The organism is Novosphingobium resinovorum (genome assembly GCF_027922145.1).
Taxonomy (GTDB): Bacteria; Pseudomonadota; Alphaproteobacteria; order Sphingomonadales; family Sphingomonadaceae; genus Novosphingobium; species Novosphingobium resinovorum.
Genome location: NZ_BSFC01000008.1, coordinates 39,696 through 51,484, shown reverse-complemented (window position 1 = coordinate 51,484; position 11,789 = coordinate 39,696). Strand labels below are relative to the sequence as shown.

10 protein-coding genes are annotated in these 11,789 nt (G+C 63.8%); 2 read left to right on the top strand and 8 right to left on the bottom strand.

Going from position 1 to position 11,789, the window contains the following annotated elements; translation table 11 throughout:
• Positions 1 to 29 precede the first annotated feature (29 nt).
• A complete protein-coding gene (locus PKE80_RS04550; protein ID WP_271181482.1) occupies positions 30 to 953 on the bottom strand; it encodes a DUF7064 domain-containing protein in 924 nt (307 codons plus the stop codon).
• A 374-nt stretch (positions 954 to 1,327) separates the two neighbouring features.
• Between PKE80_RS04550 and PKE80_RS04545 the strand changes: the two genes are divergently transcribed.
• Positions 1,328 to 2,599, top strand: coding sequence for a TetR family transcriptional regulator (locus tag PKE80_RS04545; RefSeq protein WP_271181481.1), 1,272 nt, complete (start codon positions 1,328 to 1,330; stop codon positions 2,597 to 2,599).
• Between the two features lie 20 nt (positions 2,600 to 2,619).
• On the opposite strand, the gene PKE80_RS04540 is transcribed toward PKE80_RS04545, so the two are convergent.
• The 7 genes from PKE80_RS04540 to PKE80_RS04510 all read right to left on the bottom strand — a co-directional run bounded on the left by PKE80_RS04540 (position 2,620) and on the right by PKE80_RS04510 (position 10,540).
• Positions 2,620 to 3,735 (bottom strand): alkene reductase, encoded by a 1,116-nt coding sequence (locus PKE80_RS04540; RefSeq protein WP_271181480.1) that lies wholly within the window; start codon positions 3,733 to 3,735, stop codon positions 2,620 to 2,622.
• Positions 3,732 to 5,291: a class I adenylate-forming enzyme family protein gene (locus PKE80_RS04535; RefSeq protein ID WP_271181479.1), complete on the bottom strand. Its 1,560-nt coding sequence runs from the start codon at positions 5,289 to 5,291 to the stop codon at positions 3,732 to 3,734. Before PKE80_RS04535 ends, PKE80_RS04540 begins: the two co-directional genes overlap by 4 nt.
• 4 nt (positions 5,292 to 5,295) lie before the next feature.
• On the bottom strand, positions 5,296 to 6,084 hold the full coding sequence (locus tag PKE80_RS04530; RefSeq protein WP_271181478.1) for an enoyl-CoA hydratase/isomerase family protein: 789 nt from the start codon (positions 6,082 to 6,084) through the stop codon (positions 5,296 to 5,298).
• A 147-nt stretch (positions 6,085 to 6,231) separates the two neighbouring features.
• The gene (locus PKE80_RS04525) at positions 6,232 to 6,558 is read right to left on the bottom strand and encodes a cytochrome C oxidase subunit IV family protein (protein ID WP_271181477.1); all 327 of its coding nucleotides are present in this window, start codon (positions 6,556 to 6,558) and stop codon (positions 6,232 to 6,234) included.
• Positions 6,555 to 7,154, bottom strand: a complete 600-nt coding sequence (locus PKE80_RS04520) for a cytochrome c oxidase subunit 3 (RefSeq protein WP_271181476.1) — start codon at positions 7,152 to 7,154, stop codon at positions 6,555 to 6,557. Before PKE80_RS04520 ends, PKE80_RS04525 begins: the two co-directional genes overlap by 4 nt.
• Before the next feature lie 2 nt (positions 7,155 to 7,156).
• Entirely contained in the window at positions 7,157 to 7,864 is a 708-nt protein-coding gene (locus tag PKE80_RS04515; protein ID WP_271181475.1) for a hypothetical protein, read from the bottom strand.
• 75 nt (positions 7,865 to 7,939) lie between these two features.
• Positions 7,940 to 10,540 carry a TonB-dependent receptor gene (locus PKE80_RS04510; RefSeq protein ID WP_271181474.1) on the bottom strand — a complete coding sequence of 867 codons (2,601 nt, stop codon included), beginning with the start codon at positions 10,538 to 10,540 and terminating at the stop codon, positions 7,940 to 7,942.
• 170 nt (positions 10,541 to 10,710) lie between these two features.
• Here PKE80_RS04510 and PKE80_RS04505 point away from each other — a divergent pair, with 170 nt between their 5' ends.
• Positions 10,711 to 11,766, top strand: a complete 1,056-nt coding sequence (locus PKE80_RS04505; RefSeq protein WP_271181473.1) for a 2Fe-2S iron-sulfur cluster-binding protein — start codon at positions 10,711 to 10,713, stop codon at positions 11,764 to 11,766.
• The last annotated feature ends 23 nt before the right edge of the window (positions 11,767 to 11,789 follow it).

The following is an 11,789-nucleotide window of genomic DNA, read 5'->3' as shown; positions in this document are numbered from 1 at the left end:
GTCAGGGCAGTCATGGTCGGCCCGGCTTTCTACTGGCCGTACTTCGCCACATGTTGCCGGGCGAAGTTGTAATAGTCCTTGTTCCAGCAGAACTCGCACCACCCGGCGCCGGGGACTCCGTCGATGGTCACGGTGACGGGTGCCTCGCAAAGATAGGTTATCGGATCGAAGTCGAGCCGGATGTTGGCGAACGCCTTGCATTCCACCCGCGCCGTGCGGCCCTCGTCGTCGAATACGGTGGAATCGAAAGTCTGCTGCATCATGTTCTCGTCGAACGTGTAGTCGTACTCGGCATCGACGAGGTGGGTCATCCTGCCGTCCTTGACGAGATAGCCTTGCAGGTGGCGCCGGCCGAACGACTGCATTTCGAAGTAATGGATCGACGCTTCGGCAGTGACTGCGTGGAACCACTTGTAATGCTGGTTGAGCCCCCAGACGCGCGGTCCCCATGAATGATCGCGCACGAGCCAGCCGTTGACCTTGAAGGTCTTGCCGTCGACGGCCAACTGGCCGGTGACCCTGCCGTGCTGCTCGGTGCGATCATCGCCGTAGTAAGGTGGCAGGCCGTCCGGGTGCGAGCTGAAGGCATAGACGGGATAGGCGGCCTCGTACGTGCCCTCGAACTGGATGCGCTCTCCCTTCCAGCGCAGTTCGACTTTGTGGTGAGGTTCGACGATGGCCATTTCCAGCGGTCCGAAGCGCCAGTCGTCGAAATCGAGGTCGGGGGCCTCGCCTTCGATCTCCTCGTGGATTTCTTCGCCAAGGCCTGGGCCGAAAAGCGTGGTGCGCACTTTCGCCGTGCCGCCGCCGCGCAGGCTGGGATAGATGAAGCCGGCTATTCCGTGCTCAGGAATGATAAGCATGTGCGCGAGGGCCTCGCGGCCGTCCGGGGCAAGATCGTGCTTGTAGGCGTGCCTGTCGGCAAACTTCGGGATCGAGGTGATGACGTTCATCGGCCGCTGTCTCCTGCAGTCGTGGGGGTGCCTCGCCGGCCGCAATCTGCGTGACGGCCTTGTTTGAAGACTTTTGGAAAGTTCGCATCAGCGCGCTCGATCGGCGGTTGTGCCCCGGCGCTCGCGTCCTTCCTCTCCATTCGTTCGCCGACTCATTCGGCTGTTTGAAAATTGGTAACCTGATTAATCAAAGCGAACAAGAGGTATTTGCCATCCTGTTTTGTCATCGAGCCAAATCTAACTTCGGCGTCGAATTAAAATATTGATATATAATAATATATATAAATCATGTGATGAGCAATAACTGTTCATTCGTTATGTTCGATGTCACGCAAGGTCATTGCGCTCAACCCGTGGGCCTGTAAGGTGCGGTCATGTCGGTACAGGCTCTCCAGGAAGCGGCACCGTCCGGACAGGACGGCTATCCGTTGAAATCTCTGCTTGTCGGGAAAGCTGTCGAGGGGATCGCGCGGCAAGGCATCCGCAACATGCCGATGCGCGCCATAGCCGCGAACGCCGGAGTCACGACCGCGGCGATCGTCCATCATTTCGGCGACAAGTCAGGCCTCCTTCGAGCGGCGCTGCAGCAGGCACTTGCCGAAGATACCGCGTTTCACGAAAGGCTGAGCGCAGAGATCGCCGGCCGACCGCTCGGCTATCTGAACTTCGTCGAGTGGACCGCGAACTATATCCGGCTACGGCATGGGAGCGACAATGCCCGCTTCTGGTCGGAAGTGCTGTTCCATCCGCAAGCGGTGGCCGGCAACCTGCGTCACGTCGAAGCCTGGCACGATATGCGAGTCCGGGCGTGGGGCGATATTCTGGAGGGGCAGGGGCGGGACCGCAGCTTTGCCGAAGCGCTGGTCACTTACCTGTGCATGGAGGAAGTCTGGGCGCAAGGCCTCGATTCCTTCGCCGAATATCCCATCCTGCAGCGCGAGACCTTGCGTGCACTCCTGGCGGCAATGTTCGATCTATCGTGGGATGAAGAGCACAGCATAAGCGCCTTGCTGGAGCCCAGGCTCGAAAGTTTCGCTATGCGCGCGCCGCCCAATCCAGACGACCTGCGCGAACGGCTGCTGACAGAGGCAGCGCGTGACCTGTTCGAACACGGGATCGAGAAGGTGAACCAGCGGCGGATCGCCGGCAACCTTGGCGTGTCTCCCTCGATCATCGCCTATCATTTTGGAGGCATGTCGAACTTTCGCAATCAGGCGATGTGGCGCGCCATGATCCACAAGGTGGCCGATCCGCTGAATCCATACAGCGCGAAGGACAAGCCGCTTACGCTGGAGGACTGGGCCGAAGGCATGGCGAACGCGATCTCGCCGGCCGACGGGAGCGGCGACAACGGGTTCTACGTGTCCTTCGCGAGAACGATTGGCGAAGTCGCGCTGCTGTCAGGGCGGGAGCCGGAACTGCTTCCCCTCGTCGAGCACTTGCGGATACTGGACGGCACCGCCAGCTATCAGGCCGGGCGCGGAATCTGGGCCGGCCTCGTCTCGCTGCGGCGCCAGCAGGCGTCGGCCTTCGCGATGTGGATGAAAGGCCGCGCGGTGCTCAACACGGCCTTCGGGTATGACCGTGCCTCGACACGCAAGGCGCTTATCGAGGCGGTTACGCGGCTGATCCGACCCGCCGGATAATTCCGGCAGGGTCGCGATCATTACCCGGCATACCGGGGATAGTCGGTATAGCCGCATTCTCCGCCGACATAGGCGTAGTCAAAGTTCGCCGCAGCCAATGGCCGGTCTTCGCGCATGCGCTCCACCAGATCGGGATTGGCGATGTAGGGGCGTCCGAACGATACCGCATCGGCCTGCCCTGCAGCGATGAACGCATCGGCGGTCGCCGCGTCGAAGCTGCCGTTCTGGATCACCGCTCCGGCATAGGACGCGCGCAGCCGGTCCATGACCGGATGCCGGGGCTTTTCCATGAACCCCGAGGCGATCGGCTCGATCAGATGAACATAGGCGATGCCGAACTCACTGGCGATCTGCCCTATCGTTTCGGCGAGGGCGCCGGGGTCTTCATCACCCATGCCCTTGCGTTCGCTGGTGGGGCTGATCCGCAGGCCGATGCGGCCGGGATCGACCTGCGCCGCCACGACCTCGATGATCTCCCGCAGCAGGCGCGCCCGGTTGGAGACGTCGCCGCCATAGCCGTCGCTGCGCAAGTTGGTCTTCGACTGGAGGAACTGGTCGATGATGTAGCCGTTGGCGCCGTGAATCTCGACGCCGTCGAACCCTGCGGCAACCGCATTGCGCGCCGCCGCGCCGTAACTCGCGACGACGCGGTCGATATCGGCCTGGTCCATTTCGCGTGGGACGACGTAGGGCTTCATCGGCAGGAAGCCGCCGGTGTAGCCGGGCGGCGGCGGAGCCATCGTTTCGCCTTCTCCGGCGATCGCCGAAGGACCGATCGGCAAGTCTCCGCCGAGATAGTCAGGCAGGACGAGACGGCCCATATGCCACAGTTGGGCGAACATCCGCCCACCGGCGGCATGGACGGCGTCGGTGACCACACGCCATCCCGCGACCATCTCCGGGTTGTAGAGGCCCGGCGCGCCATACCAGCCCATTCCGAGCGGATCGACGGCTGTAGCCTCCGACACGATCAGCCCGCAGTCGGCGCGCTGGGCGTAGTACTGCGCCATCAGCGCGGTGGGCACCTGGTCCGGGCCCGAGCGGGCGCGGGTTAGCGGGGCCATGATGACACGGTTGGGCAGGTCGAGCGTCCCGATCCGAACCGGCGCGAATAGGTGCGGGTGCATGCCGGTCATGCCACGCTCCTTCCGTGCGCTTCCCAATAGGGCGCGCGCAGGTCCTTCTTCGAGATCTTGCCGCTGGGGATCAGCGGGAAGCTTTCCATGAAGACGACGCGCTTGGGCACCTTGTACCCGGCAAGCGCCGTGCGGGCATGGGCGATGACTTCGGGTTCGGTGACGGTGCTGCCGGGATGGCGAATGATGCAGGCCATGACCGCTTCCCCCCAGCGCGCATCGGGCACGCCGATCACCGCGACGGTCGCGATTTCCGGATGGGTGGAGAGCACGTTCTCGACTTCGGCGCAGTAGATGTTCTCGCCACCCGACACGATCATGTCCTTGAGGCGATCGACGATGTAGTAGAGGCCTTCCGCATCCCGGCGCGCGACGTCGCCGGTGTGATACCAGCCGTGCCTGAGCACCTTGGCGGTCGCCTCGGGCTGGTTCCAGTAGCCGGTTGTGATCGACGGTGTACGGATCAGTAGCTCGCCGGGCTCGTCGATGCCGAGTTCGTTCCCTTGCGCGTCGACGATGCGGAATTCGATCAGTGGCAACGGCCGTCCGCAGCTCTGCAGCTTGGCCTCGTTGTCGAGGTCATGCTCGTCCGGGCGGAGGATGGAGAAGGCACCGCCCGCCTCGGTGGCGCCGTAGAACTGCATGAACTTGCCCGGCATCCGCACGATCGCGCGCTTGATGAGGCCGAGCGAGATCGGCGATCCGGCATAGAGCGTCAGCCGGATCGAGGTGAAATCGGTGTCGGCGGCGCGCGGATGATCGAGCAGCATCTGCAGCATCGTCGGCGTCAGCGTCACCAGCGTGGGACGATCGCGCTGGATGGCTTCGCAGACGAGCCCGGGATCGAACTGCCGCACCACCGAAATGGCGACGCCGTTGTAGAGGCACTGGAAAGCGATGCCGATCGAAAGCAGGTGGAAATTCGGCAGAGGATTGATGAAGATGTCGCCGTCCACCCACTCATAGGCGGGTTCGAGATGCTCGCACAGGCGCATGCGGTTGAAGCCGCCGTGGCTGAGCATCACGCCCTTGGGTACTCCCGTCGTTCCGGAGGTGTAGAGCTGGACGGCGATGTCCTCCTCGCTGATGAACAGGTCGGGGCGGGTGTCGGGGTAGTGGGCGAACTGGGCCTCGATGCTGTCCGCCTCGTCGAACCATATCGCCGCCGGAGCATGCCCGGCGATGGCTATGGCCTCGTTCCACAGGGTTTCCATCGAGCGCTCGACCAGCACCACGCTGGCGCGGCTGTCCGCAATCAACTGCGCCAGTTCGCCTGCGGCAAGGCGCCAGTTGAACACGGTGAAAGCGCCGCGCGTCTTGGCGCTCGCGATCAGCGAGAAATAGAAGTCGGGCGAATTGAGGCCGAGGAAACCGACTCGGTCGCCCGGACCGATCCCGTGGGCGACGAGGGCATTGGCGATGCGGTTCGCGGCCCGGTCGTATTCGGCGAAGGAGATGTTGCGCTGCCCATAGACCAGCGCGCGGCGATCGGGCGTGTGGCGGGCGTGATACTCGATGAATTCGCCCATCGTGCGGACTTCGGGATATAGCCACATGGCGTCACTCCCCCTTGAAGACGGGTTTGCGTTTTTCGGCGAAGGCGGTGATGCCTTCGCGGGCGTCGGCGGTCCCGGCGCAGCGGGCGAGGGCCAGCGCCTCCAGTTCGAGCTGGGTTTCGAGGGGCTGGTCCTCCACGCTCAGGAACAGGCGGCGGATTTCCCCGAAGGCGCGGGTCGGACCCTCGGCCAATTGGCGCGCGACGGCCTCGGCGCGGGCGAGGTAATCCTCAGGCGCCGCGACTTCGTCCACCAGCCCGGCGCTGAATGCGGCGTCGGCATCGAGCAGTTCGTTCATCAACAGGAAGCGCTTGGCGCGGGCGATGCCCATGCGACGCGACAGCATGATCGAGGTTCCGGCATCCGCGCAGAAGGCGATCCCCGCATAAGCGGCGAGATAGCGCGAAGTGGCCGAGCCGACGACGTAATCCGCCCCCGCGACAAGCCCGTTCATGCCCCCCGCCGACATGCCCTGCACGGCGACGACGACCGGCGCGTCCATGCGTGCGAAGCGGGCGATGCCGACGTGGAGAGCAGCGGTCCACCGCTTTATCATCATCGGCAGGCGGTCGAGCTCACCGGTGAACGTGGCGATATCGCCGCCGAAGCTGAAGTTCTTGCCCTCGGCAATGATCAGCACGGCCCGGATCGACGGGTCTTCCGAGATCGTGTTTGCGGCATCGAGGAATGCCCCGCAGAATTCGGCGTTGATGGGGTTTCCACGCTCTGCCTGGGAAAAGACGAGACGGGCGAGGGCGCCGTCGCGCTCTATGCGCATGGTATGATCGGTCATCGAGGACAAACTCTCCGTCATTCTCATATCGGCGCCGGCTTGTTGCCGGCGCCATTGTCCGTGTCCGCTAACGCCGTGCTGCGCCGGGAGACGGCACAGATGGCAATACGGCCGAGCGATTCCAGGAACCGCCTCTAAACCAGTTAATCACTTTATTATCTCGAAGGGAAGAGTCCTGTCATTCACGGCGACAGGAATGTGCGTCGGAGCCTTCCAGGGCAAAGCGCATAGTCCTCCGCCGAGGATGACGCCGACGATACCGAGCCAGGCGAGCAGCAGCGGCGCGAAAGGCCGGTGGCGCCATTCCAGATGCATGAAGCGGTTCAGGATCAGCGACGCCTTGACCAGTGCGATCGCGACGGCGGCAAGGCCGACGACAAGGGACGCCGCTTCCGTTTCGACGAGCAGGAAGCTGCCCACAGACAGCGCGGCGAGAGCGAGCAGGGTGGCGGTACTGCCGAAGCGGCCGCTCATGCCGTGCCTCCCGCAAGGTAGAGCATGGGAAACAGCACCATCCACAGCAGGTCGACCATGTGCCAGTAGGCGGCGGCGCTCTCCAGCCAGACCAGCGTTTTCGCGCCTTCGGGCTTGGCGAGCTTGCCTACGGTGACCGCCAGCACGCCGATTCCGAGCACGAAGTGCAGGAAGTGGATGCCGGTGAAGGCGAAGTAGTAGCCGAAGAACTCGCTGGAGGTCAGCGTGACGCCGGCAGAGACCTTGGCGTAGTATTCGTAGCCCTTGGTCAGGGCGAAGGCGGAGCCGAAAAGCATTGCCGCCAGCACCCGCGTCCGGGCGTGCCGCCAGTCGCCCTCGCGCCCGGCTTCGACGGCGCGGACCATCCACCAGCCGCTGAAGACGAGGATCAGCGTGTTCGTCAGCCCCAGCACCGGGTCGAGCGCCGCGCGTGAGGCGCGATAGCCTTCCGGGTCCTGGAACTGCCCAACCATGAACAGCAGGAAGAACACCGCGAACATCGCCATGTCCGCCGTGATGAAGAAGAACACGCCCGGATCGCCGGGCAGCGTCCGGTCGCGTTCGCGCAGGTTGCCCGCGCCTGGCTGGCCATGCACGGTCAGGGCGCCTCTTCCCGGACCAGACGGTCGATCGCCTTGAACAGATAGACCGATATGATCGCCATGAAGAGGAAGAAGATCGAGAACTCGAGCCAGTAATTGACGGTGCCGCTGCGCGAGAACGGGCCGGTCTTGAAGAACGGGTTGAGCGCCTCGATCACGAACATCACGCCCACCCAGATGCTGAACCAGCTGACCCAGGCCGGGAACAGCGGCACCTGGCGCCGGTCCGAAAGGAAGCACACGCCCAGCGCCACCATCTGCAGGGTGGTGAGCGAGTAGGCGAGGTCGAAGATCATCCAGCCCAGATCGAACAGGATCTGCAGCGTGCCGGGCTCCAGCGTGTCGGCGCGGAAGGTGGCGGTCAGCCAGATGCCGCAGGGAATGACGAAGATCAGGGTCGTGAACCCGGCGCCCCACAACTGCAGGGTGGAGAGCACGTTGTTGTGCCGCTCGACTTTCTCCATGACCTTGGTGATCGCCAGTCCCCACACGAAGTAGAGGACGGAGCAGGCGATCGTCACGGTCATGCCGACGCGAATCTGGTCCGCCACCGGGGCGAACTGCGCCTTGAACTCGGCGGCGGAAAGCCCGGCGGAGTAGGGCGGAATGTTGCGCCCCAGAATGCCCCAGAAGATGATGGTGACGATCAGGAGGATCGGGCCTCCCCATGCGCATATCCGGACGTACTTGTAGGGGTTCTCCACGGCACTCTCCCATTTTTCTCGTTGTCGTAAGGTCATGAAAAAGGGGCAGGACCATCGGCCCCGCCCCAGTCACCGTCAGAAGCGCATCGTCGCCTCGATGCCGTACGTGCGTGGCAGGCCGCGCACGCGGTAGCCGTTGCCGAACAGGTTTTCGAGCGAGATGCCGTAAGGGTAATAGACCTTGTTGGTCAGGTTCTTGCCCCAGACCGAGATCGTGTAGCGCGGCGTATCGTAGGAGATGCGCCCGTTCAGCAGCCAGTAGTCGCCGTTGCCCTCGCCGAACTTGCCGCTGGCGACGCTCGGGAGCGGGCCGCGGCTATAGTCCTTGAACGAGTCGAAGTAATACCGGCCGGTGTACGAGGCATCGCCGTGTAGCTTGATGGTGCCGCCGCCCAGTTCCGCCGCGTCCCAGTCGAACCCGAAGTTGAGCGAGGACTTGGCGGCATAAGGGAAGGGATTGCCTCCGACGCTGACGTTGCCGCCCGAGGTCTGGACGCACGAGCCGTCCTGCGCGGGAAATTGCCCGGACAGATCCTTGGCGGCGCAGGCGGCCTGATCGTATCCCTTGTACTTGCTGTCGAGGATGCCGACCGACGCGGTCAGCGTCAGGCGGTCGGTGGCGGCGAACTGGATGTCCGCCTCGAAGCCCTTGAGGGTGCCGTCGAGCGCGATGAGGTTGGCAGTGGCGGTATTATCCACCACCTGACCCTGCTGCCCCTTGTAATCGTAGTAGAAGAACGCGCCGTTGACCTGCACCCGGTTGTTGAGGAAGCGAGACTTGAAGCCGATCTCGTAGGCATTCACCTGCTCTGGCCGCACGAAGTAGACCTGATTGGCGCTGCCGTAGGCGAGGCCGTTGAAGGTGCCCGCCCGGTAGCCGCGGCTGAAGCTGGCATAGAGCATCACGTCGTCGACCGGCTTCCAGTCGAGGATCGCGCGGCCGGTGAACTTCTTGGATTTGCCGCTGCGCTCAAGCCCGCCGGGCATCGGCACGCCGAGGTCGCGGTAGGACGGGATGACGATGTTGCCGGCTTCGTCGCGCACCGGCTCGATGAAGTAGGTGTTGCCCAGCGCCGGATCGTTGAAGTCCGACACGGTGATCATCCGCGCATTGCCGGCATCGTCGTAATAGGTCGTGATGCCGTCCATGAAGCGTGTCTTGTCGATCGTGTAACGCAGGCCCGCCGTCAGTTTCAGGGTCGGCGTGATCTCGTAGCTGCCCTCGCCGTAGAGGGCCCAACTGGTGCGCTTCTGCTTGGAATGGTTCGTCGCGCGGATGCCGGTGGGCAGGGAGCCAGCCGAAAGCGCCGTGCCGTTGAAGGCGCCGCCCGGGTTGAAATACGTGTCTGGCAGGCCGACCGCCGCGCGCACGTCGCTCAGGAAATTGAAGAAGTCCGGGCGGTTGTCCGCCGTGATCGAGTCGCGGCCGTATCCGCCGCCCAGGATCAGCTTGAACGCTTGCCGGTCGAGCACGAAGCGCAGATCCTGGTTGAAGGCATTGAAGTTGGACTGATAGCCGATCGCGCACATGCGCAGCGGCGTGCCGTCGCAGTCGGTGATCGACTGCAGGTAACGCCCGGAATCGTAGCCGCTGACCGAAACCAGATCGAGCGAGTCGCCCAGTTCCGCCTTGACCGTCAGAACGACACCTTCCGAGCGGGTCAGCGCCTTGCCGATGGTGTCGGCCTGGATCTCCTTGAGGCCGAGTCCTTCGCCCGACTGGCTGTACGAAGCCGGAAGCAGACCCGCCGGGGCGAGCGATCCGAACAGGCCGCCGAGCAGGAAATTGGGCGAAGTATAATCGATGACGTCGCTGGTTTTCGACTGCCCGGTCGGCAGCGGTGGCTCTGTGCCGCCGACGGCCTTGGCGTAGTAACCCTTGAGCGTGATATCGAGCGTATCGGTCGGCTTCATCCGCAGGGTGCCGCGAATGCCGTAGCTCTTGGTGCCGCCCGGCGAGCGGTCATTCACCTGGTTCAGCCCCGATGCACCGCCCGCTGCCGAAGTGTTCAAGCCGGGCGCCAGACGGTTGCGCAAGTAGGGGTCGGAATCGACGTAAGTTCCGGCGATGCGGATGCCGACCTTGTCCTCCACCGGCGTGACTTCGATCGCGGCCTCGCCGTTGATCCGGTTGTAATTGCCGTAGCCGATGGTGGCATAGCCGTTGGTGCCGGAGAGCTTGGGCTTGCGGGTGATGAAGTTGATCGCGCCGCCAGTGGTGTTGCGGCCGTAAAGCGTGCCCTGCGGGCCGCGCACGACCTCGATCTGCTCGAGATCGTAGAGCTGCTGGCCGTGGCTGGAACGGAACGCCTGATAGACCTCGTCGACATAGACGCCGACGGGCGAGGCGGCGTTCGCGTTGAATTCGGTGCCGACGCCGACGCCGCGCAGCGAGAAGTTCGGTTGCTGCGAACCATAGGGCGAGGACACCTGCAGGTTCGGCATCGAGGCATTGAGGTCGGAGGTCTCGAACACGCCCTTGGACTGCAGCGTTTCAGACGAGATCGCCGAAACCGCGACCGGCACGTCCTGCAGGTTTTCGGAGCGTTTGGTGGCGGTGACGATGATCTCGTGCAGGCCGCCTTGGCTGGCAGTATCCTGGCTTTCCTGTGCGAAGGCAGGCGAGGTGAGTCCGACGGCGAGCGCGCAGATGCTCACGCAGCGAATCGCTTTCATGCTGTTCTCCCATTCCCAGATCACTTTTACGTTTTTTGCGTGACCTTGATACGTAAATTATGTAGCTCGAATCGAATGTCAACAGATTTACGAGTTTGTGCTTTGCAGCATCCGCTGATAGTTGGATCGTAAGCCGGACCACCGAGAATCGGCCGATTTGGGATAGGACCATGTTCAAGAAGCTATTCGGCAAGAAGCCCGAGCCGCAGGTGGAGCTTGTCCCTTCGGGGGCGACCTTCTCGGTCGGTCGGAACAAGACGGTGCTGGAGCAGGCGCTCGAAAACGGGCTGGCCTATCCGCACGACTGCACGGTCGGCACTTGCGGCAGTTGCCGGTCGCGGCTGCTCTCGGGGAAGGTCGATGCGATAACGCCGTTCGGCTACACGCTGAGCCGCGAGGAACTGCAGGCGGGCTATATCCTGGCTTGCCAGGCGATCCCCGAATCGGATCTGCGCATCGAGGTCGATCTGCCGGATGCGGAGGAGGCGCCGGTGACGGTTGGCGGCCGAATTGTTTCGGTGCAGGATCTGACGCACGACATCCGCAAGGTGACCTGGCAGGTCGATGCGCCGCTGCGCTTCAAGGCCGGGCAGTACATGAACGTGCGGTGGCCTTCGGGGCCGGGGCACAGGTCCTATTCGTTCTGCCATGCCCCTGCGCCGGAAGGCAGCCGGACGGTGTCCGCATTCGTCCGCCGCGTGCCGGGCGGCGCTTTCACCGAGGCGCTGTTCGCAGGCGAACTGGCAGACACCGAATTCGCCATCGAGGGCGCGCACGGCGGGTTCTGGCTGCGGCCGGGCGAGGGGCCCATCCTGCTGGTCGGCGGCGGGAGCGGTCTGTCGCCGCTGATGAGCCTGCTGCAAGATGCGGCTGCCCGCAACGTGGCGCGCGACGTCGTGCTGCTGTTCGGCGGGCGCGGAGAGCGCGATCTCTACTGTCTTGAAGACATTGCAGCGATAGCTGCTCGCTGGGAGGGTAAGTTCCTGTTTCGGCCGGTCCTGTCCGAAGAGCAGGTCGAAGGCGTCCGCCACGGTCTGGTCACGCGGGAGATCGCCGACGCCATCGCCGAACTCGGCGGATCGCAGGATCTGCAGGCCTATATGTGCGGCCCGCCGCCGATGATCGATGCCGCCGTCGCCGAACTGACGGCGCAGGGCGTCGCGCTGGACGCCATTCACTACGACAAGTTTACCGATGCCAGTTCGGCCGCCGGTGCGCGCGCCTGACACCCCCATACCACAAGAGGATG